Annotated in this window: 25 protein-coding genes; 9 read left to right on the top strand and 16 right to left on the bottom strand. The window is 68.8% G+C overall.

The genetic code is table 11. The features are described 5' to 3' along the window. Positions 1–29 precede the first annotated feature (29 nt). The gene (locus OHB24_RS42170) at positions 30–362 is read right to left on the bottom strand and encodes a hypothetical protein (RefSeq protein ID WP_327636595.1); all 333 of its coding nucleotides are present in this window, start codon (positions 360–362) and stop codon (positions 30–32) included. 127 nt (positions 363–489) lie between these two features. On the opposite strand from OHB24_RS42170, the gene OHB24_RS42165 reads away from it, so the two are divergent. The 3 genes from OHB24_RS42165 (at position 490) to OHB24_RS42155 (ending at position 3,697) form a co-directional block, all read left to right on the top strand. Beyond that, on the top strand, positions 490–813 hold the full coding sequence (locus tag OHB24_RS42165) for an STAS domain-containing protein (protein ID WP_327636594.1): 324 nt from the start codon (positions 490–492) through the stop codon (positions 811–813). A gap of 75 nt (positions 814–888) precedes the next feature. After that, positions 889–2,868 carry a protein meaA gene (locus OHB24_RS42160; RefSeq protein ID WP_327636593.1) on the top strand — a complete coding sequence of 660 codons (1,980 nt, stop codon included), beginning with the start codon at positions 889–891 and terminating at the stop codon, positions 2,866–2,868. Between the two features lie 10 nt (positions 2,869–2,878). Continuing rightward, complete coding sequence (locus OHB24_RS42155; RefSeq protein ID WP_327636592.1) at positions 2,879–3,697, top strand: aldo/keto reductase; 819 nt, start codon at positions 2,879–2,881, stop codon at positions 3,695–3,697. Between the two features lie 9 nt (positions 3,698–3,706). Here OHB24_RS42155 and OHB24_RS42150 read toward each other — a convergent pair whose 3' ends face one another. From OHB24_RS42150 to OHB24_RS42130, 5 genes are all read right to left on the bottom strand, one after another. After that, entirely contained in the window at positions 3,707–6,499 is a 2,793-nt protein-coding gene (locus OHB24_RS42150; RefSeq protein ID WP_327636591.1) for a glycosyltransferase, read from the bottom strand. A gap of 178 nt (positions 6,500–6,677) precedes the next feature. After that, a complete protein-coding gene (locus OHB24_RS42145) occupies positions 6,678–7,916 on the bottom strand; it encodes an MFS transporter (protein WP_327636590.1) in 1,239 nt (412 codons plus the stop codon). After that, on the bottom strand, positions 7,913–9,112 hold the full coding sequence (locus tag OHB24_RS42140; RefSeq protein ID WP_327636589.1) for an amidohydrolase: 1,200 nt from the start codon (positions 9,110–9,112) through the stop codon (positions 7,913–7,915). The genes OHB24_RS42145 and OHB24_RS42140 overlap by 4 nt, the downstream gene beginning before the upstream one ends. 33 nt (positions 9,113–9,145) lie before the next feature. Beyond that, on the bottom strand, positions 9,146–9,784 hold the full coding sequence (locus tag OHB24_RS42135; protein WP_327636588.1) for a GntR family transcriptional regulator: 639 nt from the start codon (positions 9,782–9,784) through the stop codon (positions 9,146–9,148). Positions 9,785–9,859: 75 nt separating this feature from the next. After that, positions 9,860–10,348 carry a pyridoxamine 5'-phosphate oxidase family protein gene (locus OHB24_RS42130; RefSeq protein ID WP_327636587.1) on the bottom strand — a complete coding sequence of 163 codons (489 nt, stop codon included), beginning with the start codon at positions 10,346–10,348 and terminating at the stop codon, positions 9,860–9,862. An 84-nt stretch (positions 10,349–10,432) separates the two neighbouring features. On the opposite strand from OHB24_RS42130, the gene OHB24_RS42125 reads away from it, so the two are divergent. Next, positions 10,433–12,316, top strand: coding sequence for a hypothetical protein (locus tag OHB24_RS42125; RefSeq protein ID WP_327636586.1), 1,884 nt, complete (start codon positions 10,433–10,435; stop codon positions 12,314–12,316). Here OHB24_RS42125 and OHB24_RS42120 read toward each other — a convergent pair. The 4 genes from OHB24_RS42120 to OHB24_RS42105 all read right to left on the bottom strand — a co-directional run bounded on the left by OHB24_RS42120 (position 12,293) and on the right by OHB24_RS42105 (position 14,414). Continuing rightward, the gene (locus OHB24_RS42120) at positions 12,293–13,003 is read right to left on the bottom strand and encodes an isocitrate lyase/PEP mutase family protein (RefSeq protein ID WP_327636585.1); all 711 of its coding nucleotides are present in this window, start codon (positions 13,001–13,003) and stop codon (positions 12,293–12,295) included. The genes OHB24_RS42125 and OHB24_RS42120 overlap by 24 nt on opposite strands. Next, positions 13,000–13,461, bottom strand: coding sequence for a carboxymuconolactone decarboxylase family protein (locus tag OHB24_RS42115; protein WP_327636584.1), 462 nt, complete (start codon positions 13,459–13,461; stop codon positions 13,000–13,002). The genes OHB24_RS42120 and OHB24_RS42115 overlap by 4 nt, the downstream gene beginning before the upstream one ends. Before the next feature lie 67 nt (positions 13,462–13,528). Continuing rightward, a complete protein-coding gene (locus tag OHB24_RS42110; RefSeq protein WP_327636583.1) occupies positions 13,529–13,675 on the bottom strand; it encodes a hypothetical protein in 147 nt (48 codons plus the stop codon). 37 nt (positions 13,676–13,712) lie between these two features. Beyond that, complete coding sequence (locus tag OHB24_RS42105) at positions 13,713–14,414, bottom strand: TetR/AcrR family transcriptional regulator (RefSeq protein ID WP_327636582.1); 702 nt, start codon at positions 14,412–14,414, stop codon at positions 13,713–13,715. 98 nt (positions 14,415–14,512) lie between these two features. Here OHB24_RS42105 and OHB24_RS42100 point away from each other — a divergent pair, with 98 nt between their 5' ends. The 5 genes from OHB24_RS42100 to pdxR all read left to right on the top strand — a co-directional run bounded on the left by OHB24_RS42100 (position 14,513) and on the right by pdxR (position 19,614). Beyond that, positions 14,513–15,511 (top strand): NAD(P)-dependent alcohol dehydrogenase, encoded by a 999-nt coding sequence (locus tag OHB24_RS42100; RefSeq protein WP_327636581.1) that lies wholly within the window; start codon positions 14,513–14,515, stop codon positions 15,509–15,511. After that, positions 15,508–16,407 (top strand): ABC transporter ATP-binding protein, encoded by a 900-nt coding sequence (locus tag OHB24_RS42095; protein ID WP_327636580.1) that lies wholly within the window; start codon positions 15,508–15,510, stop codon positions 16,405–16,407. The genes OHB24_RS42100 and OHB24_RS42095 overlap by 4 nt, the downstream gene beginning before the upstream one ends. Next, positions 16,404–17,210 (top strand): ABC transporter permease, encoded by an 807-nt coding sequence (locus tag OHB24_RS42090; RefSeq protein WP_327636579.1) that lies wholly within the window; start codon positions 16,404–16,406, stop codon positions 17,208–17,210. The genes OHB24_RS42095 and OHB24_RS42090 overlap by 4 nt, the downstream gene beginning before the upstream one ends. Positions 17,211–17,290: 80 nt before the next feature. Continuing rightward, positions 17,291–18,208: a hypothetical protein gene (locus tag OHB24_RS42085; RefSeq protein ID WP_327636578.1), complete on the top strand. Its 918-nt coding sequence runs from the start codon at positions 17,291–17,293 to the stop codon at positions 18,206–18,208. 38 nt (positions 18,209–18,246) lie between these two features. Further along, entirely contained in the window at positions 18,247–19,614 is a 1,368-nt protein-coding gene (pdxR, locus tag OHB24_RS42080; protein WP_327636577.1) for a MocR-like pyridoxine biosynthesis transcription factor PdxR, read from the top strand. 202 nt (positions 19,615–19,816) lie between these two features. Here pdxR and mmuM read toward each other — a convergent pair whose 3' ends face one another. The 6 genes from mmuM to kdgD all read right to left on the bottom strand — a co-directional run bounded on the left by mmuM (position 19,817) and on the right by kdgD (position 25,855). Beyond that, positions 19,817–20,683 (bottom strand): homocysteine S-methyltransferase, encoded by an 867-nt coding sequence (mmuM, locus tag OHB24_RS42075; RefSeq protein WP_327636576.1) that lies wholly within the window; start codon positions 20,681–20,683, stop codon positions 19,817–19,819. Beyond that, positions 20,676–21,602 carry an FAD-dependent oxidoreductase gene (locus tag OHB24_RS42070; protein ID WP_327636575.1) on the bottom strand — a complete coding sequence of 309 codons (927 nt, stop codon included), beginning with the start codon at positions 21,600–21,602 and terminating at the stop codon, positions 20,676–20,678. The genes mmuM and OHB24_RS42070 overlap by 8 nt, the downstream gene beginning before the upstream one ends. Before the next feature lie 41 nt (positions 21,603–21,643). Further along, positions 21,644–22,729, bottom strand: a complete 1,086-nt coding sequence (locus tag OHB24_RS42065; RefSeq protein ID WP_327636574.1) for an esterase-like activity of phytase family protein — start codon at positions 22,727–22,729, stop codon at positions 21,644–21,646. 70 nt (positions 22,730–22,799) lie between these two features. Continuing rightward, complete coding sequence (locus OHB24_RS42060; protein ID WP_327636573.1) at positions 22,800–23,624, bottom strand: M55 family metallopeptidase; 825 nt, start codon at positions 23,622–23,624, stop codon at positions 22,800–22,802. Then, positions 23,625–24,944 (bottom strand): enolase C-terminal domain-like protein, encoded by a 1,320-nt coding sequence (locus OHB24_RS42055; RefSeq protein ID WP_327636572.1) that lies wholly within the window; start codon positions 24,942–24,944, stop codon positions 23,625–23,627. Further along, a complete protein-coding gene (gene kdgD, locus OHB24_RS42050) occupies positions 24,941–25,855 on the bottom strand; it encodes a 5-dehydro-4-deoxyglucarate dehydratase (protein ID WP_327636571.1) in 915 nt (304 codons plus the stop codon). The genes OHB24_RS42055 and kdgD overlap by 4 nt, the downstream gene beginning before the upstream one ends. Positions 25,856–25,882 lie beyond the last annotated feature (27 nt).

Genomic DNA, 25,882 nt, shown 5'->3' with positions numbered 1-25,882 from the left:
GTGAGACCGCTCTCAGGAGGACAGGACGCTCAGGGAGTTTCCAGGAGTCCGCGGGCGGCGGCTTCGTCCTTCGGCCAGACGTACACCGTCCAGCCGTCGGTGGTGCGGGCCGCCGTGGCCTTGATGCCGAAGTCCCTCAGGCGGCTGACCAGGACGCGGGCCTCGTTGTAGTTCGCCACGGTGCGGATGTCGATGAGCAGGCCGAAGGCGTCCCGGTCGGCCGGGCGGTGGTCGACCCGGCGTACGAGCGACCCGCCCTTCGCCTTCGAGAAGGCCCAGCGGCACAGCAGTACCATCAGACCGGCCAGGGCGATGGCCACCACCGGGAACATGAAGTAATCCGCGGCGAACACGGACACCATTGTCTCGCGAAACAAAAGATCGTGAACTCTTGGCAACCTTCCGTGTCTCCGGGGAGTCTTTACCAACACAGACGCTGCCACGCGGCCGAATACTCGGGGGCCGCCGGAAGAGCGGGAGGGCACGGACATGCTCGCACCGACCCACAGCAAGCCTGACAACGTCGTACACCTGACCGGCATCCTGGACGTGCGCACTGTCGGCGACGTCCGTCAAACTCTCAACGACCTGATCGACGCCTCGGACGGCGACGTGATCGTCGACCTGGAAGCGGTCGATGCGGTCGACGCGACCGGTCTCGGCCTGCTGGTCGCGACCCACCGCCGGACCCAGTCGCTCGGCCGGCAACTGGTCCTCTGGCACCCGATGCCGTCGGTGGTCCGCATCCTCGCGGTCACGCGCCTGCACCGCGTCCTCAACGTCGAAAGAACCCCGCTACCGATCAGCGCCTGAGTGTGATCCACGCCCCTGGTGACGCCAGTCACGAGGTGGCGACTCACAAGGGCACAGAGTCCTACTCTCGGGTACATGGCGACCGACAAGGATCGACCCTGGGTGATGCGGACGTACGCGGGCCACTCGTCCGCGGTGGAGTCCAACGCGCTGTTCCGGCGGAACCTCGCGAAGGGCCAGACCGGGCTGTCGGTCGCGTTCGACCTGCCGACCCAGACCGGGTACGACGCGGACCACCCGCTCGCGAAGGGTGAGGTCGGGAAGGTCGGCGTACCGGTCGCGCATCTGGGCGACGTACGGGCGTTGTTCGACCAGATCCCGCTTGCCCAGATGAACACGTCGATGACGATCAACGCGACCGCGATGTGGCTGCTCGCGCTCTACCAGGTGGCCGCGCAGGAGCAGGGCGCGCTGCCGGACGAGCTGACCGGGACCACGCAGAACGACATCGTCAAGGAGTACCTGTCGCGCGGCACGTACGCGTTCCCGCCGGACGCGTCGCTGCGGCTCACGACCGACGTGATCGCGTACACGGTCGCCACCATGCCGAAGTGGAATCCGATCAACATCTGCAGCTACCACCTGCAGGAGGCCGGCGCGACGCCCGTCCAGGAGTTGGCGTTCGCGCTGTCGACGGCGATCGCCGTACTCGACCGGGTGCGTGACGGCGGGCAGGTCCCGCCGGAGCGGTTCGGGGACGTGGTGCAGCGGATCTCGTTCTTCGTGAACGCCGGCGTGCGGTTCATCGAGGAGACGTGCAAGATGCGTGCCTTCGTCCGGTTGTGGGACGAGCTGACGCTGCAGCGGTACGGCGTGACGGACGCGAAGGCCCGGCGGCTGCGGTACGGCGTACAGGTGAACTCGCTCGGGCTGACGGAGGCGCAGCCGGAGAACAACGTGCAGCGGATCGTCCTCGAGATGCTCGGGGTGACGCTGTCGAAGAACGCGCGGGCGCGGGCGGTCCAGCTGCCGGCGTGGAACGAGGCGCTCGGGTTGCCGCGACCGTGGGACCAGCAGTGGTCGTTGCGGATGCAGCAAGTACTGGCGTACGAGTCCGACCTGCTCGAGTACGACGACATCTTCGACGGGTCGCACGTGATCGAGGCGAAAGTCGAGGCGCTGGTCGCCGGTGCGCAGGAGGAGATCGACCGCGTGCAGGCGATGGGTGGCGCGGTCGCCGCCGTCGAGAGCGGGTACCTGAAGCAGGCGCTGGTCGGGTCGCATGCCGAGCGGCGGCAGCGGATCGAGTCCGGCGAGCAGGTCGTCGTCGGGGTGAACAAGTTCGAGAACACCGAGCCGTCGCCTCTGACAGCCGACCTGGACACAGCGATCCAGACCGTCGACCCGGCAGCCGAATCGGCTGCGCTGGAGTCGCTGGAGAAGTGGCGCGGCCTTCGCGACGCGCCGGCGGTCGAGGCAGCGCTTGCGAAGCTGCGTGCTGCCGCGAAGACGACCGACAACCTGATGCCCGTGACGCTCGAGTGCGCTCGCGCCGGCGTGACGACCGGCGAATGGTCCGGCGTACTGCGGGAGATGTACGGCGAGTACCGCGCACCAACTGGTGTTTCCGGATCCGTTGGGGTGTCGGGTGGTGGCGCCGAGATCGCTGCGGTCCGTGAGAAGGTTTCGGCGACCTCCTCCGAGCTAGGCGGCCGCCTCCGCTTCCTGGTCGGCAAACCCGGCCTGGACGGCCACTCGAACGGCGCCGAGCAGGTCGCGGTCCGCGCCCGCGACGTCGGCTTCGAGGTCATCTACCAAGGCATCCGCCTCACCCCCGAGCAGATCGTCGCCGCGGCCGTCGCCGAGGACGTCCACTGCGTCGGCCTCTCGATCCTGTCCGGATCCCACATGGAACTGGTCCCGCAGGTAGTCGAAGGCCTCCGCGAGGCAGGCCTGGAGGACGTCCCGGTCGTCGTCGGCGGCATCGTCCCCGACGCCGACGCGAAAGCGCTCCGGGCCGCCGGAGTAGCGGCCGTCTACACACCGAAGGACTACGACCTCACCGGCATGATGTCGGACGTCGTCGACGTCATCCGCCAGGCCAACAAGTTGTAAGTTTGGGCGCATGACCGCTAATACTCGGCAGCTGTCCAATGGAACTGAGATCCCCGTGCTTGGGCTTGGGGTCTGGCAGGTGGATGACGGGGCGGAGTGCGAGCGCGCCGTCACCTGGGCGCTCGAGGCCGGCTACCGGCTGATCGACACCGCGCAGGCCTACCAGAACGAGGCCAGTGTCGGGAAGGCGATCCGGGAGAGCGGGGTCCCGCGCGAAGAGATCTTCCTGACGACGAAGTTCTACCCGGGTGGGAAGGACGCGCGGGTCGAGGCGGAGAAGAGCCTCGAGCGACTCGGGACCGACTACCTCGACCTCTACCTGATCCACTGGCCGCAGGGCGGGCCGACCTGGGCCTGGCCGGCCATGGAGGCGGCCGTGGACGCGGGCCTCACCAAGGGCATCGGCATCTCCAACTTCAGCTCCGCCGAGCTGCAGGAGCTGAGCAAGATCGCCCGCATCCAGCCGGCCGCGAACCAGATCCAGTTCAGCCCGTTCGAGTACCGCAAGGACCTCGTCGCGGCCTGTGAAGAGGCGAACGTCGTCGCGCAGGCCTACAGCCCGCTCGGCACCGGCCGCCACCTCGGCGACCCGGTCATCGCCCGGATCGCGGAGGCGACCGGCCACACGCCGGCGCAGGTCCTGATCCGCTGGGCCATTCAGAAGGGGCTCTCGGTCATCCCGAAGTCCATCCACCAGGACCGCATCGTCGAGAACTTCAACGTCTTCGACTTCGAACTCGACGACGCGGCGATCGCCGACCTCGACGGCCTCGACACCACGAACCTGACCGCGGACGCCCTGTCCCAGAGCGGCAAGTGGTGGTCCTGACCGCGCGTCTCAGACCAGCAAGCTCGTACTCTTCGCCATCTTCTCCCTGAAGGCGCGCCACTTCGTCTCCGGCAGTTCCGGCGTGCCGGGGAGGAGTTTGCGTACGGCGGTGGCGCCAGGAGCCCAGGCGGCGTCGGGCAGGGTCCCCATCACGTCGGCGTACACCGACCGGAGGACCTCGGCCTGCGCCGCCCAGGAGAACCGGTGCTGCAGCTCGGGGTCGTCGGCGATGCGCTGGGCGATGCGGTCGCGGTCGGCGAGCACCGTCCGGACTGCCAGCACGAGGCCGTCCACGTCGCCCGCGGGGTAGACCGCGCCGAGGTCGAGCTCCTTGACCAGGTCGGCCTGCGCCGGGGTGTCGCTGGTGATGATGGGCAGCCCCGCGCCGATGTACTCGCAGAACTTGTTCGTCACCGCGATGTCGTGGTTCGGCGCGTGCAGCAGCGGGCTGAGGCCGATGGTGGCCGAGCGCAGGTACAGCGGCACGACCTCGGCAGCGACGAACGGCGCGAGGTGCACGCGATCGGCCACGCCCAGCTCGACGGCACGGGCCTGCAACTCCACGGTGACGGAGTTGGGCCGCGCGACGATCGCGAGGTGGACGCCGGGCAGTTGGGTCAGCGCTTCGACGGCTGTCCCGACGCCGCGGGCACGGTTGACGCCGCCGCCGTACACCAGCAGTGGCACGTCCTCGGGCAGCCGTAGCTGTTCGCGCAGACCAACGACCTCGGCGTCGTCGGGTGCCTCGACCGGCGCGTTGAGAACGACGTCGGGCAGCTCGGCCAGCTTGTGGTCGCGCTTGAGCCACTGGGCCAGCGGCTCGGACACCGTGATGACGCGGTCGGCGTCGCGGATGAACTCGCGCTCGAGATCGCTGTACGCCGCGACTCGGCGCGGAGCCACCACCGGCACGCCCGGGATGTACTCGTGGGCGTCGTAGATGATCTTGATCGTCCGCCCGTCCAGGGCCGCCCGGTGCGCCGCGCGCGCCGCGATGCCCAGCATGAACACGTCGTGCACGTGGATCACCTCGATCAGCAGGCGGTCGAGCAGCGGGCCCAGTGTCAGCTCCTGGTCGACCAGCTCGGGCATCACCCGCCGCCAGCGCGCCGACGGTAGGTAGCGGTAGAGCGCGAGCAGCCGCTCGCGCCGCTTGCCGATGCCCAGATCGGTGAGGTCGTCCTTGGGCCTGGTACGCCGGAACGAGTACGCGCGGGCCTGGAGGATCGCGCGGTGCAGCCGCAGCGTCCGCCAGCGCACTGCCCGCTGCAGCCGATCGCGAAGGGATCGTTTGACCCCGCCGGACCCGCCGCTTGTGCGCTCGTGATCACGGCGGTCGCGGCCGCGGTCACCGCGCAGCTCGCGGCTCGCGTACTGCCAGCGGCCGTAGGCGAGCATGTACTCGGCCTCGGTCCTGAACCACGGCCGCAGGTTGGTCTTGAGGTTCGCGAGCCGCTTGCGCCACCCCGTCAGCAGCACCTTCGACGGGATGACCGGGCACAACACCTGCACCTTGCCGAAGTAGCGGACGCCTCTGAACCGGCGTCCGGGGATGCCGATGCAGGTGACGTCGAGGTCCCAGTTCGCCACCGTCTGCGCGTACTTGAGCACGCGGGCGTCGACGACGATGTCGTTGCCGGCCATCATCACGACCTTGGGCCGGATCCAGGACGGCTTCCAGTCGACCGGCACCGGACTCGATTGGCTCGACTGCTCGACGAAGTCGGCCAGCGCGTCGGCCGACCAGCTGCCGTCGTGCACCATCTCGACGAACTCCGGTCCGCGTGCGGCGACCTCGCGGCCCCGCTCCGGGTGCGCGATCAGGTCGAGCACGACCTGCTCGACGGTGTCGGGCGTCGCGTCGACGATGGGCAGGTCCAGCCCGGTCTCCGCGGCCACCCGATCCCGGACGTGCTGAGCGATGTGCCCCACCACGATCCGGCCCGCCGCCATCGCCTCGCACGCGGCGACGCCGTAGCTGCCGATGCGGAACTGGTCGAGGACGATGTCGGCGTCGCGGTAGACGGCCGGCATGTCCGCAGGGTCGATGCCCTCGACCCTGCGATAGGTGATCAGGCCACGCCGCGCCAGGCCCTCCATGATCGGGTCGATGAGGTCGGAACCCTTCATGGCCGACTTGCTCGGCGCGTGGGCCACTACCGGCTTCCTGTGCTCGAGCACGGGGGAGTCGCTGCGCCAGGTGCCGACGTCGACGATCACCGGGCACCAGACCGCGTTCGGGACGTAGTCGAGGAGGTCGGGGGTCGAGACGTAGACCCGGCCCGGGTACGACGTGAACAGCTCGACGGCACGGGTGGAATTGCGTTCGAGCAGTTCGACAGTCTCGTCGTCGAGGTCGGGGAACGGCGACCACGGCTCGGTCTCCGCGTGCCGGCTGGGGATGCGGACGTCGGAGCCGTGGGCGATGAGCCCTACCTGCAACCCCTTGGTGAGCAGGTGCGGGATCTCGAAGGACCCGTCCGGTCCGTGCAAGGGACCGAAGATCGGCCGGGCCGCCTCGAGCAGCACGTGCGTGTAGTTGCGCACGACATGGTTGTAGAAGTTCAGCCGCCACCGAGGGTTGCGCCGGTACGTGCGTGCCGGTACTCCGTAGTCGACCTGGTAGTCGAGGACCCCTTTGAAGAAGGCGAACGAGGTCGCCTTCGTGGCGGGCACCCGCTCCTCGAGCGCACGCGCCCACCGCGTGCCCTGACCTGCGAAGTTGGCCGGACCAACGAGCAGCCGGACGGATGCGTCGAGCCGCGCCGGCATTCCGTCGCGCGGGTCCGAGTTCCGATCCACAGTGTTCTTCCCCCCACCAGCTCACCCGAACGGTCTTGACATTTGAGGACTAGACCGGTATTAGGACAGACCGCTCCCGTGGCCTGTCTGTGATTGTGCTGAGACTGCGCTGAGTCCCCCCGGACTCAACCTATAGATGCAGTGAGGCTCTCAGTTGGTTGCCAGGAATCCCCATTTGTTACCGAAGGGCGCCGCTGTAGCGCAGCAGAGCGGGCGTCCAGAGGCCGAGGGCGGCGACAGCGGTGACCAGACCGACGGCGCTGATGAACGTGGTGATGCCGACGCCGTACTGCTCGGCGAAGGCGCCGATGGCCAGGGAGGCGATGGGCATGATCCCGATCGCCAGTTCTTGGACGCCCAGTGCGCGGCCGTGCAGTGACTCGTCGGTGGTCATCAGGAGCAGCGTCGTCTGCAGTACGCCGAACGCCGCGCTCATCACCCCGATCGCGGTCATCAACACGAACGACACCACCGGGTCGTGGGACAGCCCGAACAGGGACCACAGCGTGCCCCAGATCGCCGTACCCACCACGAACATGCCGCCCTTGAACCGGAAGTCGCCCAGCCAGGCGATCACCAGCGAGCCGGTCAGCCCGCCGACGCCGGCGTAGGTCAGCAGCCAGCCCAGCCCGGCCGCGTCGAGCCCCAGCGACTCCTGGGCGAACACCGGCATGAAGGACTGCGCGATCGGCCACAGCAACGTGTTCGCCGCCAGTGTGATCAGCAGGACGGTAGCGGCCAGCCTGTTCCGGGCGAGGTCGCGCAGACCGCTGGTGACCATCCGGAGCGCCGATCCGGTGTGGCCGCCGACCACCCGGCCGTACTCGCGCAACGGCAGCAACGTGACCAGCGACATGGCATACCAAAAGGTCGAGACCCACAACGCGGCCGGTGCGCCCAGCCCGGTGATCATCAGGCCGCCGACCGCGGGCCCGATCACCTGCGTCATGTTCAGCGCCATCGAGTTCAGCGCGTTGGCGTTGCTGAGGTTCTCCCGGCCGACCAGGTCCATCACCAGCGACGCACGCGCCGGCTGCGACGGCGACTGCGCGAGCCCGATCGCCAGCCCGCCGATCACCAGCACCCAGTACGGCGCCCTGCCGAGCGACGCCAGCGTGGCAACGGCGCTGACCGCGACCAACGCCCACGAGGCCGCGACGATCAGCAGCCGCACCCGGTTGTGCCGGTCCGCGAACGCACCGGCGAACGGTCCGAGGAGCAGTGGCGACAACCGCACCGCCGTGTAGACGGCGACCAGGAAGTCCGAGTGCGTGGTCTCCCAGGCGAGCCACCCGAGCACGAGCGTCTGCGTCCACACGCCGCCGAAGAAGAACAGGTTCGAGAACCAGAACAGCCGGAACGGCCGATTGTCCCTGAGTGAGCCCAGCGTTCGCCCGACCGCAGTGCCGGCACTCACACCTGGAGTTCGCCGTCGCGGACGACGACCTGTCCGCCGGCGATCACGTACTCGCGGCGCGGTGCGCGGACCAGTACGTCCGGCGCGTTCTCGGCGTCGATCAGCACTATGTCCGCGCGAGCGCCCACGGTGAGACCGTGGTTCTCGCGGTGCACGAAGGAGGCGCCGTACGTCGTCGCGAGCTCGACCGCGTACGTCAGGTCCTCGTCGGTGCGGAGTCCGTGCAGCCGGGCGAAACCGCGGGCGATCTGCAGCAGATCACCGTCGCCGTACGGCGACCAGAGGTCACGGATGCCGTCGGTGCCGAGGCCGATCGCGACACCCGCCGCCCGCATCTCGCGGAACGGCAACGGTGCCGAGGTGGCCGGCGCGACTGTGGTCCAGGAGATCCCGGCCTCGCCGAGTTGGTCTACCATTTCGGCCCGCCGCGCCGGAGCCAGTTCGCCGAGCGCGAACCCGTGCGACACGTTCACCTTGCCCTGCAGCCCCGCCTGCACGGTGCGCTCGGCGATCAGCTCGTACTGGAACGCGCCGAGGTCGCCGCGGTCGTGCAGGTGCAGGTCGATCCCGACCTCGCGCCGGGCCGCGATCTCGAACAGCGCGTCCAGCTGGCCGACCGGGTCGCGGTCGATCGTCGCCGGGTCGAGACCGCCGATGCTGGTCGCGCCTTCGGCCGCGGCCTTGTCGAGCAGGTCGAGTACGCCGGGCCGCCGGAGTACGCCGTCCTGCGGGAACGCGACGATCTCCACCTCGACGGCGCCGTCGAGCGCGGCCGCCGCCTCGAGAACGCCTGCGATGCCGCGCAATTCGACGCCGAGGTCCACGTCGACGTGCGTGCGGGTCGCCGTCGTACCGTGCCGGAGGAACTCACGCAGGACGGCCTTCGCGCCGCCGATGCTCGGGATGCCGTACTTGTCCCGCTCCGCCCGCTCGTGCGCGATCCGGCCCTGTGTGGTCGGCTGACCGCCGTACGACACCCACGGCTGGCCCCACCAGCTCTTGTCGACGTGCGCGTGCGCGTTGACGAACCCCGGCAGCGCCAGCAACCCGCGCCCGTCGATCCGCTGCTCAACCGCTGTGCTGCTGTCTGTGCTGGTCCCGGCGGGGGAGAGGTCCGAGATCACGCCGTCGACGATCGTCACGTCGACCGCGTCGCCGCCCCAAGGGCGCACGTCAGCAAGCAGCAAGGAGGTCATGGCGAGAATGGTATACCAAACTGCAGGAGCTCTTCACTCCATGCCGCGGCTGCTCCGGAACAGTACGTGCGACTGGGCGAGATGCTCCGCGGCAAGGCGTTCGGCGGCGGCGACGTCCCGGTTCGCGATCGCGGTGAACAGCTCCAGGTGCTGGCCGGCGACCGCGATCAGGTCGTCGTGCTGGGTCAGCAGCCAGCGCATCCGGCTGCGCAAGGGGCGCTCGATCTCGACGAGCAGTTCGTTGGACGCCAGCTCGGTCACGAGCTCGTGGAAGTCGGCCGCCTTCCGCCGCGCGACGCCGGCGTCCTTCGCCCGCGCCGCGACCAGTTGCTCGTCCAGAACCGCCCGCAGCCGGTCGAGTCCTTCCCGGGTACGCCGTTCCGCCGCGAGCCGGAACGTCAGCGGCTCGAACGCCTCCCGCACCTCGGTCAGGTCGGCGATGTCGGAGTCGGTGAACGTCCGCACCACCGCCCACGAGCGCGGCCGCAACGTCACCAGGCCCTCGCTCACGAGCGCCTTCAGGGCTTCCCGCACCGGCACCCGGCTGACGTCGAGCGCGGCCGCCAGCTCCCGCTCGACGAGACGCTCTCCGGGCCGCCGTACGCCGTCGAGGATCTCGCCCCGCAGCTGCCGCGTGACCCGTTCGGTCTCGGATTCCCGACTCTCGCTCATCAACCCTCTCCAGCTTTTGGTATGCCATTGCAAGCATGGCGTACCGGCGGCTGTTGAACGAATCCGGCGGGCGGATCAGCCGGCGGACTTCTCCTTGATGAGGTCCTCGACGGCCTTCGGGATCGTGGTCTCGAAGTCGAGCAGCTTGGCCCACGTGAGCGTCACCGTGATCACGGCCATCTCGTCATACAGGGCCGTCACACCCTCGACCCAACCCGGATAATGCTCGTCGGTCATGACCTTGTGGCCGGCGACGAGGTAGCCCTCGGGGACACCCGGGACGATGGTGACCTCGGCGGTACCGCGGAGCAGCAGCACCTTGGGCGGGAACGCGGCGGTGTCGATGGTGAGTGCGACCTTCGGGTTCTTGCGGAGGGCGGCGACCTTGGCGGCCTTCGGCACGGTGGCGATCACGATCTGCTCGCCCTCGACCCAGAACCCGATCGGGATACACCGCGGGCCGCCGTCCAGGCCGTCGTAGGCGAAGCGGGCCGGCTCGGAGCCGTTCAGGAGCTGCTGCGCGTACGGCTTGGCGAGGATCTCGGCGATCTGCTGCTGGTTCATCTCGGTTTCCAATCTGAGGAGGCTGGTTCTCATCAGGGGGACGGAGCCGCCGCGGGGTTCTCGACATCGGTAGGTTGGCGAATCGTGGAAAGTTTTGAATTCGGTCGCGGAACGGTCCAGCTCGCCGACGACGGGGCGGTCGCGCAGGTACTGCACCCGGACGGGCGGCGCGTGCTGCTCGACGAGGGCGTTGACGGCACGGTGCACGACAGCCTGCATGCCTGGGGCAAGGGTTTCGTGATCACCGACCGCGGCGCGTACCGGTTCGACGCCCCGGCGTTCACCCGGTGGCGGAGCAGCGGCATCGATCTGATGTACCGGTTCGGCGGCCTCGAGCTCCGCGTCGGCCGCCGCTTCGGTGCGCAGTGGACCGAGACGTACGAGCTCCGCAACACGAGCGACGACACCATCGAGATCGGTTCGCTCGCGATCAGTACGCCGTACCGCGATGTCTACACGTCGAGCCGGGAGAGTCTCACCGGCGCGGTGCATGCACACGTCTGGACGGGCGGCGCCGACGCGTGGGTCTGGGCGGTGCCGATGGACGGCAGCGGACCGGGGCTCGGTCTGCAGCTCAAGGAAGGCGAGCTCTGGGCGTACTCGGTCGAGTCCCGCGAGCCCGGCACGAGCAGCAACATCCGCGGCCACATCTACCTCCACGTCACCGACCACGCCCGGGTACCCGGTGCGATGGGCGGCCAACCGGCGATCACGCTCGCGCCGGGAGCGACGTACCGCTGGACCTGGCAGCTGGCCTGGTACGACGACCTGTCCGCCTTCCACGCGGACCGCGCACCGCTCATCGACGCCGACCGGCTAGCTGCCGAGGTCGACGAGACGATCCAGCTCCACGACGGGCGCGAGATCACGAGCAGCGAGCCCGGCCTCCAGTACGTCGAAGCACCCGACGGCAGGTCCCGGATCGCGGTCCTGTTCCACGAGCCGCTCCGAACGATCGCCGAGCGGCGCGCCCGCTTCGTCCTCGACCGTCAACGGCGACCGGAGCTTCCCGACAGTCGCAAGTACGCGTTCGTGCCCTACGACAACGAGAGCGGCCTCACCGTCCTGTCCAGCGCCTGGCGGGACTGGAACGATGCCCGCGAACGTGTCGGCATGGCCCTTCTCCTGCAGGAGGTCCGCGACCGGGGCTGGGGTGACCGCGCTGAACTGGACGAGGCGCTGGCCGGCTACGAGCAGTTCGTCCGCGAGCATCTGCTCGACGACCAAGGCACGATCCAGGACGACAGCGTCCACCAGAACTCCGTGCGCCTGTACAACTTCCCGTGGTTCGCGCGGTTCCTGCTCGGCCAGGGCGATCGCGACGGCGCGACCCGCATCCTCAACCGGTACTACGAACTCGGCGGCGACCACTTCCTCGCCTTCGACCTCGGCCCGCTGCTCAGCGAACTCGGCCTCCACGAGCACCTCGTCCGGCACGCGAAGACTTTCATCGGGTACGGCGACGAGCTGCCGCCGCACGAGGTCAACTACGAGCAGTCGATGGTCGCCCCGCTCCTCGAACTGCTCGTTTCGGCATACCGAATCGCACCGGACCAGATCGACGGCGCCGAGCTGACCCGCCGCCTTCCGTGGCTGACGGCATTCGCCGCCGACCAGCCCGACGTACGGCTGCGGCATGTCCCGATCCGGCACTGGGACGGCTACTGGTTCGGCCGGCTGCGCTTGTGGGGCGATGTCTTCCCGCATTACTGGTCCGCGTTGAGCGCCGTCGTGTACGCCGCTTGGCCGCGGGAACTCGTCACGCCCGAGCACGCCGCATGGCTGGTTCGCGCGGAGGACGCGATCCTCCGCGCGAACCTGGTCAGCTTCGCCGCGGACGGATCGGCGACCTGCGCGTTCGTCTACCCGAGCTGCGTCAACGGCCAGCCCGCCCACATCGCCGATCCGCTCGCCAACGACCAGGACTGGGCCCTCGTCTACGCCTTACGTCGTGAGCGTCGGCAGTAGCTCCCGGAGTTGGGCCATCACGTACTCGTGCACGCTCGTCCCGTACGAGATCCGCGTCGCGCCGGCTGCGGCGAGCTCGGTCGGCGTCGGTCCGTTGGTCTTCGCATGCCCGTTGATCGGCCCGCCGACGGCCTCGGCCACCTGGGCCAGTTGGTCGAGCGGTGCGAGGATCGGATACACACAGTCCACTCCGGCGCGCCGGTACTCGCGCCCCCGCAGTACCGCCTCGTCGACCGGGTCGTCCACCGGTCGGATGAAGGTGTCGACGCGCGCGTTGATCACCAGCTCGGCCCCCGCGGCCGCACGTACCTCAGCCAGATAGTCCGCCTGCCGGGCGATGTCGACCAATGCGCCATCGACCGAGTCCTCGAGGTTGCAGCCGACCGCGCCGGTCTCGAGCAACCGCTCCGCGAACTCCTTCGGCGGCAGACCGTACCCGGCCTCCAGATCGGCGGTGACCGGTACGTCGACCGCACGGGCGATCCGCGCCACGGCGGCGAACATCTTCTCCGGCGGAGTCAGCTGCCCGTCGTCGTACCCGAGGACGCGGGCGACCGCGCCGCTGCTGGTGGCAACGGCGGAGAAGCCGGCCTCGGCGACGAGGCGTGCGCTCACCGGATCCCAAGCGTTCGGGAGAACCAGGGGAGTGCCGCCGTGATGGAGGGCCCTGAACAGTTCGGCGGTCATGGCTTGTAGTGGCCGGGCTCCATCTTCCCGGTCACCCCGATCCGGGTCCACATGTTGATGGTGATGATCAACGCGATCAGCTGCGCCAGGTCCTTCTCGTCGAACGCCTGCGCCGCAACCTCGTACACGTCGTCAGGGACGTGGTCGACGCTCACCAGCGTGATCGCCTCGGCCAACTGCAGCGCAGCCTGCTCCTGCTCGGTGTAGAACTTCGGAGCCTCCCGCCACACCGGGAGCAACGTGATCCGCTGCTGCTGGTCCTCGCCGAACTGCAACAGGTCGAGCGAGTGCATGTCGGTGCAGTACGCGCACCCGTTGATCTGCGAGGCCCGGATCCGCACCAGGTGGGCCAGCTTCGGGTCGAGCCCGTCGTCCGACACCCGGTCCAGCTCGATCATCGCCTTGTAGAAGTCCGGCACCAGGTTGGCGAGCTTGACCCGCCGTGTTGTTGTGCTCATGCCACCACGCTATGACCAGATCGGCCCAGGTGCCTGGTCCACTCCCCGCGAAGATCCGTGGGCCAATCTAGCCGCGCCGGACGAGATTGCGCAGCTGGGTCCAGGTGCTGCGCATGGTGCGCGGCGCACGTTTCTTCAGCGGCTTCATGAGCTCGTCGACGGGCGACGACTCGACCGGGGTGGGAGTTTCGGGCGTGCTCTCAGGAACGGACATGACATCCCCTGCAGAGTGGGCCGGTGCGGCCGGCACCTCAAGCGGATGTCGTCGATTCCGGAACTACCTCGACACTACTCCTGTCTGCGGGCAACGCGGCGCTCAGTCCGTCCAGGATCAGGTTGAGGCCGAAGTCGAACTCGTCGCCGAAGTCGTAGCTGGTCTTGAAGTAGTAGCCGGTCGCGAGTTCGACGAGATGCGGGTACGCCTCGGCGTCGAAGTCCGCCATGATCGACTCCGCCACGTCGGCCACGGTGTCGGGCCCTTCGAACGGCAACGCGGCCTCCTGCAGTGCGAAGCCGTAGGTGTAGCTGTCGATCAAAGCGTAGGCGTGCGCGGTCATCTCGAGGGAGAACCCGGCCGCGCGGAGCGTGGCGATGACCGCGTCGTGATGGCGCAGGGTGGCCGGACCCGGCGAGGTCCGGGACTCCATCAGGCTGATCGCCCAGCGATGCCGCCGCAGCACGTCCCGCGCCGACGCCGCTCGCCGGCGCAACTCCGTCCGCCAGTCGCCGTCGGCCGACGGCAGTTCGATCTGGCTGAAGACGTGGTCGATGATGCCGTCGAGGATCTCGTCCTTGCCGGCCACGTGGTAATAGACCGACATCGGCTTGGCGCCGAGTTCCTGGGCCAGCGAGCGGATCGTCAGTCCCGCCAGCCCACCCGCGTCGGCCACCTCGACGGCTGCTTGCAGCACCCGTTCCCGGCTCAGTCGTGCCCGCTGTTTCGGCTCGTCCACAGCTGGACGATAGCAGTTTCGTACAAAGTACGATACGTTGGCCGTACTTAGTACGAAAGCCGGTGCACTGGGGGTGCCTGAATCCATCAGGGGGACACATGGCCACCGCCACCACGACCACGATGCGGGCGATCGTCCAGGACGGGTACGGCTCCGTCGACGTCCTGCGGGCCGGGCAGCTCGCGCGGCCCGAACCGGGCGCCAACGAGGTACTCGTCCGCGTGCAGGCAGCCGGCCTCGACCGCGGCACCTGGCATCTGATGACGGGTACGCCGTACCCCATCCGGCTCGCGTTCGGCCTCCGCCGCCCGCGCAATCCGGTCCCGGGACGAGATGTCGCCGGCATAGTCGAGGCAATCGGCTCGGCCGTGACCACGCACGCGATCGGTGACGAGGTGTACGGCGTCGCGCCCGGCTCGTTCGCGCAGTACGCCGTGGGTCGCGCGGACAAACTCGTGCGGAAGCCGGCGAACCTCTCGTTCGAGGAAGCCGCCGTGGTACCGATCTCCGGCCTCACCGCCCTTGACGCGTTGACCGTCGGACGGGTGTCGTCCGGGCAGCATGTGCTGGTCATCGGAGCGTCGGGTGGCGTCGGCAGTTTCGCCGTACAGCTCGCCAAGGCGTTCGGTGCGGAGGTGACCGGCGTGGCCAGTACGGCGAAGCTCGACCTGGTCCGGGCGCTCGGAGCCGACCACGTCATCGACTACAGGCGGGAGGACTTCGCCAAGGGTCCGAATCGCTACGACCTGATCATCGATATCGCGGGCAACCCGACCCTGTCGCGGTTGCGGCGTGCTCTGACTCCCCGGGGGACGGCCGTCATCACCGGTGGCGAAGACGGCGGCGGACCCACCGGCGGCATGAACCGGCAGTTGCGTGCCGTTGTCCTCTCGCTGTTCATCCGCCAGCGCCTGACCACCTTCGTCAACAAGGAGCGCGGTGCCGACCTGGCCCGCCTGACCGAACTCATCGAAGCCGGGCAGGTGGCGCCCAGCCTCGACCGCACGTACCCGATGGAGCAGGCCCCGGACGCGATGCGCCGCCTCATCACCGGCGAGGCCCGCGGCAAGATCGCCATCACCGGCTTCACCGCATGATCACCATCGAAGGCCTCTCGAAGAAGTACGGCACGACGCTTGCGGTCGACGACGTCAGCTTCACCGCCGCCGCGGGCCGCGTGACCGGGTTCCTCGGTCCGAACGGGGCCGGCAAGTCGACCACGATGCGCATCATGGTCGGACTCACCCGCGCCACCTCCGGGACCGCCACGATCTCCGGGCGCAGGTTCGCGGACCTGCCGAACCCCGGACTCGAAGTAGGCGTCCTGCTCGACGCGTCCGCACAGCACGCCGGGCGCACCGGCCGCGAGATCCTGACCCTGGCCCAGCGCCTGATGGGTCTGCCCCGGGCCCGGGTCGAGGAGATGCTGGCGGCGGTCAGCCTCACGCCGGACGAGGCGGCCCGGCGGGTGGGGGAGTACTCGCTCGGTATGCGCCAACGGCTCGGCATTGCAGCCGCGTTGATCGGCGATCCCGGCGTACTGATCCTCGACGAGCCCGCCAACGGCCTGGATCCGGCCGGTATCCGCTGGATGCGGGACCTGCTGCGCGGGTACGCCGATCGCGGCGGAACCGTCCTGCTGTCCTCGCATCTGTTGCACGAGATCGAGGTGATCGCCGACGACATCGTGATGATCGGGCACGGCCGGATCGTGTCCCAAGGGGCCAAGACCGATCTGCTGCACGCGGCCGGCACCGTCGTTCGCGCGGTGCACCTGGATGGCCTCGAGCAGGCGTTGAAGGACTGGGGGCTCACCGCGCGCGCGACCGGTGACGGCGCGTTGCACACCGACGCGGACGCTGCACTGGTCGGGACGGTGGCGCTCGAGGCAGGTATCGCCCTGACCGAACTACGGGCCGCCGAGGGCGCCGGCCTGGAGGAGATGTTCCTCGAACTCACGTCCGCCAGTCAGCGTGAAGGAGCCTCAGCATGACCGTCACCGCGGCAGCAGGAGCAGTCTGGCTGAGCCGGGACGACGTACGTCCGGTCCCGTTGAGCCGGATCATCTCCGTCGAGCTGCGCAAGATGTTCGACACCCGGTCCGGCTTCTGGCTGATCGCCAGCATCGCGATCTCCGCCGTACTGGCCGCCGCCGGCGTCATCCTGTTCGCCGCGGACGACGAGCTCACCTATTCCACCTTCGCGACCGCGATCCGCTTCCCGGTGGTCGTCATCCTGCCGATCGTCGCGATCCTGGCCGTCACCGGCGAGTGGAGCCAGCGCACCGGTCTGGCCACCTTCACGATGATCCCGCACCGGCGCCGGATCATCGCCGCGAAGGCGATCTCGTCGGTCGTCATCGCGATCGCGGCGATGGCACTGACCTTCGCGGTCGGGGCCCTCGGTAACCTCCTCGGCGCTGCCGTCACCGGCATCACGCCGAGGTGGGACGTGACGATCACCCAATGCCTGTACTACGTCCTCGGCATGGTCCTCAGCCTGCTGATCGGCTTCATGCTGGGTGTCCTGATCCGGGCCTCGATCGGAGCGGTCGTGGCGTACTTCGTCCTCACCTTCCTGCTGCCGACGATCTTCAGCTTGCTGGCGGCCGGCTCGCAGTGGTTCCACGACGTACAGCCGTGGGTGGACATCCAGTTCGCCCAGAGCGGCCTGTTCGTGTTCGACAAGTCGTTGACCGGGGAGCAGTGGGCGAACATCGCCGTCACCGGGATGGTGTGGCTCGTCCTGCCCCTGCTGATCGGGCTCCGGCTGGTGATGCGGTCCGAGGTCAAGTAGGCCTCTGCTCGCCTGCTGCCTGATCGGGCAACTTTCGGGTCGCCGATCGCATCAAGCTTGGTAATCAAGGGGGAGCTTCGATGAAGATCGGATCGAGAACGACAGGGGTGCTGGGTGCGGCCGTCCTTGCGGCGGCTTTGCTCCCAGGAACAGCGATCGGAACGGCCACGGCGCCGAGTGCGGCGTCGGCACAGTGTCAGTTGGACCTGGGTTCGGTGTCGGCGACGGGCGACCACCAGTGGCAGACCGTCGTCGCGACGTCGCCGCCGACGAACGGGGGCATCGGCGTCGTGATCGCTGACCTGTATCCCGACGGCATGCTGCCGCGGCTCAGCACGACCATGGTTCAAGAGCCGACTCCTGGCGGCCTGCGGGTTCAAGGCTCCGTGGTGATCGGCTCGGCGTTGTACGGCACGGGGTACGACAGCCTGGATCCCGAATCGATCGGCGTGGGACGGATCGGTGGCGGCTGGGGTGACTTCGTCGCTCTGGCGGAATCTCGCTACGTGCCGTACCGCGGGACCTTCTCGCGGACGCACGAGTACGCGCTGCGCAACGACGGCGTCCTGTTCCGGTGGAGCAAAGACGGCTACGGTGTCTGGCGCCAGCGCGTGTCCGCCCCGGGGTTCGCCGCGGTGAAGGCGATGGTGCTGATCAGCAAGACGGCGACCTACGACACGCTCCTGGCGACCACCAGAGGCGGCGCGCTCTACACGATCCACATCCCGACGAGCGCGCCGATGAAGCCGGTGGTGAAGCTGGTGCGCGGCTCGACCTGGCAAGGTTTCGAGTCGTTGGTCGCGGAGAAGTGCGGGAACAAGGGCACGCTGCTGGTCGGCATCGACAAGGACACCCGGACGGCCTACATGTACGCCGTCGGCCACGCGTCGGGCACGTCCACTGTCATCCAGAGCCTCGGCAAGATCCCGGGCAGCTTCGACGCCCCGGTCTACTTCCGCTGGGTTCCTCTGGACTTCGACGATCTTTTCGGCGAGTAACTCTCGACCGGGCAGGTTCGCGGCTAAGGTCCAGTTCTATGGAGGACGGAGGCGCGGACCTGCATCTCGAGTTGACTGCGACCCGGGGGCGCGGCGACCTGGTACAGGCGTTGCACGAGTCGATCCGGAGTGGGCGGCTGGCGGCGGGGACCCGGTTGCCGTCGTCGCGGTCGTTGGCTCGTGACCTCAGGATCGCGCGGAACACGGTCGCCGATGCCTACGGGCAGCTCGTGGCCGAGGGGTGGCTGACGGCGCGGCAGGGCTCCGGGACAGTGGTCGCGAGCAGGGCCGCCGTACCGCCGTCGCCGAGCGTTTCGTTGCCCGAGGCCCGGAGTTTTCGGTACGACCTGACGCCGGGGTCCCCGGATGTGGCGACGTTCCCGCGGACCGAGTGGCTGGCCGCGGCGCGGAAGGCGCTGACCGCGGCGCCGAACGAGGCGTTCGGGCTGGGGGATCCGCGCGGCCGGATCGAGCTGCGGCGGGTGCTGGCGGACTACCTGGCCCGGGCGCGCGGCGTACGGGCCGATCCGGAGCGGATCCTGATCTGCTCGGGGTACGTGCAGGCGCTGAGTCTGCTGAGCGAGGCGATCAAGGCGCTCGGCGGTACGACGATCGCCGTCGAGGAATTCGGGTACGGGCTGCATCGGGACGTGATCCGGGCCCGCGGGCTGGACGTGGCCGCCGTACCGGTCGACGAACTGGGTGCGCAGACGACCGGGCTGACCGGGCAGGGCGTGCTGCTCACGCCGGCGCATCAGATGCCGACAGGCGTGCCGCTCGCACCGGAACGCCGTACCGCTGCTGTCGAGTGGGCGCGGGAGTCGGGGGCGGTGCTGATCGAGGACGACTACGACGGTGAGTTCCGGTACGACCGGCAGGCGGTCGGGGCGTTGCAGGCGCTCGATCCGGAGCGGGTCGTCTACACGGGTACGGCGAGCAAGAGTCTCGCGCCGGGGCTGCGGCTCGCGTGGATGGTACTGCCGCAGCGGTTGATCGAGCCGGTGGTCGCGGCGAAGCGGACGGCGGACTTCCAGACCGCGACCCTCGAACAGCTCGTCCTCGCGGAATTCATTGCCTCCGGCCACTACGACCGGCACGTACGGCGTTCGCGCCTGCACTACCGTCGCCGCCGCGACCGCCTCGTCGAACTCCTCGCGGTCCGTGCCCCCACGGTCGAGGTCGCCGGTATCTCAGCCGGCCTGCACGTCCTCCTCGACGTCCCCGGCGACGCCGAAGACATGGTCGCCCGAGCTGCCCGCCAGGGCCTCGGCCTCGCCACGCTCACGACGTACCACTTCAACCCCACCCCAGCCACCCGCCAAGCAGTAATCGTCGGCTACGGCACCCCACCCGACCACGCCTACCCCGGATCCCTAGACCTCCTCTGCCAGATCCTAGACGTCTAACCCGCCGCCAGTGGCGACCTGCCAGCTGGCGGGGATCAGCGGCTGTGATCTGCAGCTCGACAGGTAGTGCACCGGCGAGACGCTGTACGCACGAACACATTCACGCTCAGGTGCACTACCCGTACAGCTGACAGGTCCTGTCCAGCTGCAGATCAGACCTCCTGCACGCGATCTTCGGAAACTTTTCGGCACCAGGTGACTTTTATGTTCCGGAAAGATCCGTTGCGAGGGCGCGGATGTCTTCCGGCCCGACTCGGCAGCAGCCTCCGATGTATGTCGCTCCTGCCTCGACCCAGCTGGGTGCGAAGTCGGCCGGGCCTGTCCCGTCACCCACCCATTTGCGCGCGGTTGCGTCCCAGGACTCGCCTTGGTTGGGGTAGGCGATTGCGGGCTTGCCTGACGCGGCGACGGCGGTCTGTACGGCGGCTCGGACGTCGGTGGGGTTGCAGCAGTTGATGCCTATAGCAACCACCTGGTCGATGGCGGGGATCGCGAAGGCTTGCGTGAGTGGTTGGCCGGCGCGGGTGTGGTCGCCTTCGACGGAGTACGAGAACCACGCGGGGAAGTCGAGTTCGCGCAGTAGCTCGACCAGGACCTCGGCCTCGTCGGTGTCGGGGATGGTTTCGACAGCCAGCAGGTCAGGGCCCGCGGCCGCGAGGAGTTCGAGGCGCGGACCGTGGAAGTCGCGCAGGACCTGCGAGCTCACGCCGTACCGGCCGCGGTACTCCGAGCCGTCGGCGAGCATCGCGCCGTACGGACCGACGGAAGCGGCCACGAGCGTTCCGGGGAACTCGTCGCGGACCTCGAGCGCGATGCGGACGCTGCTCGTGATCAGATGCTCGGCCTCGGTGCGTTCGATGCCGGCGCGTTCGAAGCCGACCACGCTGGCCTGGTAGCTCGCTGTGGTGGCGACCATCGCACCGGCCCCGTAGTACGCGCGGTGCACGGCAGCGATCTCCGAAGGCGCGTCACGCAGCAGGCGGGCCGACCACAGCGTGTCGGACAGGTCGTGGCCGCGGTCCTCGAGGGCGTTCGACAGGCCGCCGTCGAGGATGATCAGGTCAGACACTGTGGACCAGTTCGAAGACCTCGTCCGCGCAGCCCCAGGAGAGCGTGACGCCGGAGCCGCCGTGGCCGTAGCAGTGGATGATCGGCTCGCCGGAGCGGGTGCGCACGAGCTCGCACCGAATCGCCGGGCGTGCAGGACGCAGCCCCACGCGCTGCCGGATGATTTTCGCCTTGCGCAGTTGAGGAACCAGCTCGGCCGCCCGCTCCATGATCTCCGCGGTCGTCTTCGGGTCGACGGCCATGTTCCAGTCGCCAGGCTGGCTGGTGCCGCCGACGACCACGTCGTTCCCGCGCGGAATCACGTACGTCAGCTCGTCCGGCGAACGGTCCGCGAGCAGCCAGTCGGTCAGCCCGCACGGCTCAACCGTAAGCACCTGTCCACGAACCGGCGTCACCGTCGGATCGCTCGCGGTCAGCCGCGCGCCCAGCCCGGTGCAGTTCACCACGAGATCGGCCCCGGTCGGCAACGCGGACAACGCCGCCCGCGTCAACGTCCCGCCGGCAGCCTCGAGTCGCTTCACCAACGCGGGCAGGTACGCCGGCATGTCGATCACCGGCGTGGTGAAGGCCCACCCGTCCACGAACCCGGCCGGCGGCGACGCGACCCGGGTGAGATCAGGCAGTACGTCGGCCCACCGCGGATCCGGCGTCCGCTCCGTCAGGAACTCGCGCCCGTGCCGCAGTTGCACCGACGGCTCGAGCTCCGCCAGCTTCGCGAACTCCTCGTACGTCGCCCGCGACCAGCCGGCCACCCGGTCCTCCGGCGCCGACAGGTACGGGTACCAGATCGCGGCGGCCGCCGACGAGGTCGTCTCCAACGGCAGATCGCGGGCGAACACCGCCACGTCGTATCCGCCCTCGGCGAGCCGGATGGCACAGCTCAGCCCGATCACGCCCGCACCCACCACGATCACGCGCATTCCCACAGTCTTACCTACACACCGTGATCACGCCAGACGCGCTAGTGGAGGTCGACGGCCAGGGAGTAGAGGCGGGTGATCTGGGTGGCGCCGTTGTTGTCGTCCGACATCAGGTACAGCTGCCGCCGTCCGCCCGGCAGGTACCCGCCGAGCGCGAGCGCCTCGACGTTGTCCAGCAACGGGTTCGGCTGCGGCTGCTTCGCGACCGCGCCGGTCGGCGGGCAGTCCACCAGGTCGAACAGCAGCTTCTTCTGCAGGAAGACGGATGACGGCGCGTCCGCGAGCGAGGCCACCTTGGTGATGTCGGTCGCCCGCCGCAGCGACACCGTGAACACGCGGATCGTGTTCCCGAAGTCCGGCGTGTACGTCCGCTCCATCGACACCAGTTCGGTCGGGCTCGCCGACGCGAGCTCGACGAGCGCGAGTCCCGGGTCCGGCTTGTAGGCGTACTGCGCGACCGGCCGGTACTCGTGTCCGGGCAGACCGAAGTACCGGATGATGCGGTTCCGGGTGCGGTTGTCGGCGTCGGTCCCGTCCGAGGCGAGCGGGCCTTCCATGCCGGCGTACAGCGACAGACCGTCACGGCTGACCGCCAGCGACTCGAACGTCGCGTTGCTCGTTGCCTCACCCGCCGGCGCGACCTGGAACCGGGCCGGCACCGGCAGCTGACCGATCTGCCGGCCGTCCGACAGCCGGAAGCGCCGGATCGACGGCTCCCGCTCCGACGTGGCCAGGATGGTCCGGTTGCCCCGCTCGACGACGAGGCCTTCACCGTCGAAGTCGCCGCCGTTGTACGGCGTACCGTCCGGACGCCGGAGAATCGTCATCCCGTCGACCTGCACCGACGTCGGCTTGCTGTTCACCTTCAGGTCGAACACCCGGGCGGGCGTGGTCGCGACGTTGTCGACGAGCGCGACCGCGCTGTGCGGCCCGGTCACGTTGAGTGCCGACAGCCCGGCCACCGGCTGCCCGTCGTACGTCGTCTTGTCGAGCGCATCGCTGAAACCGAGGAGCGCCGCGTCCGATGAACAGGCACCGCCCTGCTGGACAGGAGTCGCGGACGCGGTCAGCGTCGTAGTGAGGGCGGTCAGGACGACTGCTGCGGCCAACGGCTTCTGCCAACGCATTCCGGACTCCTAGAAAGAGACAACAGCTGCGATCAAAACCTATCCTGCGCAACGGCAGTTGAACGCATGGTTACTCGCTGACGCCGCGACTGAGCAGCACGGCCGCGATGAAGGTTCGGTACAGCTGCAGCGGGTCGTCATTGCGCAAGGCAACGACCTTCTCCTCGCGTCGCTCGACGCCGCGCAGCTCGCAGGCCAGCTCCGCGAACGCGCCGCTGTGGAAGCGGACTGTCAGCTCGGCGGGCAGTGTGATGCTCGGCAGCCGGATGTCGCTCAACCGGGCGAGCGCGCGGCGGGCACCGTCGTGGATCAGCTCGCGGGCTCGCTCCGGATGCACTGACAGGGCAGCGTTGTGCGACACAGAATCCTTCACGACGATCGATTCGATGTCCGGACAGAACGCCTGTGCCTCGTCGATCGTCACCCGGTCGCCCGAGATCAGTACGACAGGAACGCCGTGCGCCAGCGCTGCCAGCGCGTTGATCCCGGCCTCACCGGTGATCGCGCCGTTCAGCCGCACCTCGGCGATCGCCCGTGGGTTGTACGTGTGGTGCAGCACGGACGACGTCGACCCCGCCGACCCGTGGTACGAGACGAAGAACGCGGCGTCGAACGAGTCGTCGAGGCCCTGCATCATGTAGAGCGGCTTGTGCTTCCCGGACAGGTAGCTCGCCCGGCCGTGCAACGAGTCCGGGCGCAGGTTCTGCATCGTCGAGTGCGAGTCGTTGACCAGGAACTCGGTCCCGCCCGCGGCCAGCGCGCCGTCGATCGCGGCGTTCACCTCGGCCTGCAGCTGCCCCCGGTAGTACTCGTACTCCGGACCCGGTCCACGGGCCTGGCTCCAGTCGACGACCCCCGCCGTACCTTCCATGTCGGTGGACAAGAAGATCCTCATCTACCGCACCATACAAGGCCGTTTCGGGTCGAAGGCCCAGTCTTCGATCAGGTACTGCATCGCGATCGCGTCGTTGCGCGCACCGAGGCCGTGCTCCAGGTACAGCTCGTGTGCGGCCGCCAGTGCGTCGCGGTCGAGTTCGATCCCGAGGCCGGGCCGCGCCGGTACGGCGATCTCGCCGCCGGCGATCTGCAGCGGCTCCTTGGTCAGCGCCTGCCCGTCCTGCCAGATCCAGTGCGTGTCGAGCGCGGTGATGTCACCCGGCGCGGCCGCGCCGACGTGCGTGAACATCGCCAGCGAGATGTCGAAGTGGTTGTTGGAGTGCGAACCCCAGGTCAGCCCGAAGTCGTGACACAGCTGCGCGACCCGTACCGATCCGGCCATCGTCCAGAAGTGCGGGTCCGCCAGCGGGATGTCGACCGCGTCCGTCCGGACCGCGTGCGCGAGCTCGCGCCAGTCGGTCGCGATCATGTTGGTCGCCGTCCGCAGACCGGTCTGCCGCTTGAACTCGGCCATCGTCTCGCGCCCGGAGAACCCGGACTCGGCGCCGCACGGATCCTCGACATACGCCAGTACGTCGTCCAGACCCGAGCAGACCGCGACGGCCTCGCGGACCAGCCACGCGCCGTTCGGGTCGACCGTGATGCGCGCCGCCGGGAACCGCTCGTGCAGCGCCCGGACCGCGTCCACCTCGACATGCGGATCGAAGACGCCGCCCTTGAGCTTGAAGTCCGCGAACCCGTACCGCTCCTGCGCCGCCTCAGCCAGCTTCACCACCGCATCAGCTGTCAGAGCCGGCTTCCGCCTGAGATGCGACCACCTGTCCTCGTCGACGTCCGTCCGGTAGGGCAGATCCGTGCGCGCCACATCTCCTACATAGAACAAGTACCCCAGCACCGGGACCGCGGTCCGCTGCTGCCCGTCCCCGAGCAGTTCAGCAACCGGTACGCCGAGATGCTGCCCGAGCAGATCGAGCAGCGCCGACTCGAGCCCCGTCACGGCATGCACGGTCGTGCGGAGGTCGTACGTCTGCAGTCCGCGCCCACCGCTGTCACGGCCTTCGAAGGTGGTGGAGACGGTGCGAAGCAGGTGGCGATAGCCGGCGAGAGACTTGTCGACGAGGAGCGGCGCGGCGTCGCGGATCGTGTTGGCGATCTTCTCGCCGCCCGGGACCTCGCCGAGGCCGGTGTTGCCTGAGCTGTCGGTGACGATCACGATGTTGCGGGTGAAGAACGGACCGTGCGCGCCGCTCAGATTCAGCAGCATGCTGTCGTACCCCGCAACCGGCACGACCTCCACCGAGGTGACGGTAGGCGTCATTTCACCTTCTTGATCAACTCGGTGAGCTGCGCGAGCTCCTCGTCGCTCAGGTCCTGCAACGGCGGCCGCACCGGCCCGGCGCCACGTCCGATCGCGTTGACACCGGCCTTCACGATCGAGACGGCGTACCCCTTGGTCCGATCGCGGATGTCCAGATACGGAATGACGAACTCCCGCAGCTTTCGGTAGACCGAGTCGCGGTCCTGGGCGATCACGTCGGCGTAGAAGCCGAGCGCGAACTCCGGCACGAAGTTGAAAATGGCCGACGAGTACGTGCTGTACCCGAGCTGCAGCAACGGCAGCGCGAACGTCTCCGCCGTCGGCAGCCCGCCGACGTACGTGAGCCGCTCGCCGACCCGTGCGTACGTTCGCGTCATCTGCTCGACATTCCCGACCCCGTCCTTGAGGCAGACCAGATTCGGGTTCCGGTCCGCGAGCTCGGCAACCGTCACGTCGTCGAGGATCGCATTCGCCCGGCTGTACACCGTCACCCCGAGCGATGTACTGCGGCACACCGCCGACGCATGCTCGATCAAACCACGCTGACCGGCCTCGGTCAGGTACGGCGGGAACAGCAGCACCCCGTCCGCACCGGCCGCCTCCGCCGCCTGGGCACCGGCCACCGCGGAGGCGGTCCCGCCGGTCGCCGGTGCGATCACCGGAACCCGCCCGTTCACCTCCGAAACTGCAGCCCGTACGACGGTGTCGATCTCCGCCGGCGTCAGCGAGAACCCCTCGCCGGTCCCGCCCGCGGCGAACAGGCCCGCGACGTCGAACTGGCTCAGCCAGGACAGGTGCTCGCGGTACCCGGCCTCGTTGAAGCTGAGGTCCGCGTGGAAGTGCGTCACGGGGAACGAGAGCAGGCCGGTCTTGAGCTGCGCGGCGAGCTCGGAAGGGGAGTAGTGGGTCACGCCGCTCAGCGTAGGAAGCCGCGTGGA

This window comes from Kribbella sp. NBC_00482 (assembly GCF_036013725.1).
Taxonomy (GTDB): domain Bacteria; phylum Actinomycetota; class Actinomycetes; order Propionibacteriales; family Kribbellaceae; genus Kribbella.
Note: the sequence above shows the minus strand (reverse complement) of the source record. Positions and strands in the feature narration are given on the sequence as shown.

Coding starts and splice junctions, on each gene's coding strand:
- OHB24_RS42170 (WP_327636595.1), bottom strand. CDS start 362: ATGGTGTCCGTGTTCGCCGCGGATTACTTCATGTTCCCGGTGGTGGCC.
- OHB24_RS42165 (WP_327636594.1), top strand. CDS start 490: ATGCTCGCACCGACCCACAGCAAGCCTGACAACGTCGTACACCTGACC.
- OHB24_RS42160 (WP_327636593.1), top strand. CDS start 889: ATGGCGACCGACAAGGATCGACCCTGGGTGATGCGGACGTACGCGGGC.
- OHB24_RS42155 (WP_327636592.1), top strand. CDS start 2,879: ATGACCGCTAATACTCGGCAGCTGTCCAATGGAACTGAGATCCCCGTG.
- OHB24_RS42140 (WP_327636589.1), bottom strand. CDS start 9,112: ATGACCTCCTTGCTGCTTGCTGACGTGCGCCCTTGGGGCGGCGACGCG.
- OHB24_RS42135 (WP_327636588.1), bottom strand. CDS start 9,784: ATGAGCGAGAGTCGGGAATCCGAGACCGAACGGGTCACGCGGCAGCTG.
- OHB24_RS42130 (WP_327636587.1), bottom strand. CDS start 10,348: ATGAACCAGCAGCAGATCGCCGAGATCCTCGCCAAGCCGTACGCGCAG.
- OHB24_RS42120 (WP_327636585.1), bottom strand. CDS start 13,003: ATGACCGCCGAACTGTTCAGGGCCCTCCATCACGGCGGCACTCCCCTG.
- OHB24_RS42115 (WP_327636584.1), bottom strand. CDS start 13,461: ATGAGCACAACAACACGGCGGGTCAAGCTCGCCAACCTGGTGCCGGAC.
- OHB24_RS42110 (WP_327636583.1), bottom strand. CDS start 13,675: ATGTCCGTTCCTGAGAGCACGCCCGAAACTCCCACCCCGGTCGAGTCG.
- OHB24_RS42100 (WP_327636581.1), top strand. CDS start 14,513: ATGGCCACCGCCACCACGACCACGATGCGGGCGATCGTCCAGGACGGG.
- OHB24_RS42095 (WP_327636580.1), top strand. CDS start 15,508: ATGATCACCATCGAAGGCCTCTCGAAGAAGTACGGCACGACGCTTGCG.
- OHB24_RS42090 (WP_327636579.1), top strand. CDS start 16,404: ATGACCGTCACCGCGGCAGCAGGAGCAGTCTGGCTGAGCCGGGACGAC.
- OHB24_RS42085 (WP_327636578.1), top strand. CDS start 17,291: ATGAAGATCGGATCGAGAACGACAGGGGTGCTGGGTGCGGCCGTCCTT.
- pdxR (WP_327636577.1), top strand. CDS start 18,247: ATGGAGGACGGAGGCGCGGACCTGCATCTCGAGTTGACTGCGACCCGG.
- OHB24_RS42070 (WP_327636575.1), bottom strand. CDS start 21,602: ATGCGCGTGATCGTGGTGGGTGCGGGCGTGATCGGGCTGAGCTGTGCC.
- OHB24_RS42065 (WP_327636574.1), bottom strand. CDS start 22,729: ATGCGTTGGCAGAAGCCGTTGGCCGCAGCAGTCGTCCTGACCGCCCTC.
- OHB24_RS42060 (WP_327636573.1), bottom strand. CDS start 23,624: ATGAGGATCTTCTTGTCCACCGACATGGAAGGTACGGCGGGGGTCGTC.
- OHB24_RS42055 (WP_327636572.1), bottom strand. CDS start 24,944: ATGACGCCTACCGTCACCTCGGTGGAGGTCGTGCCGGTTGCGGGGTAC.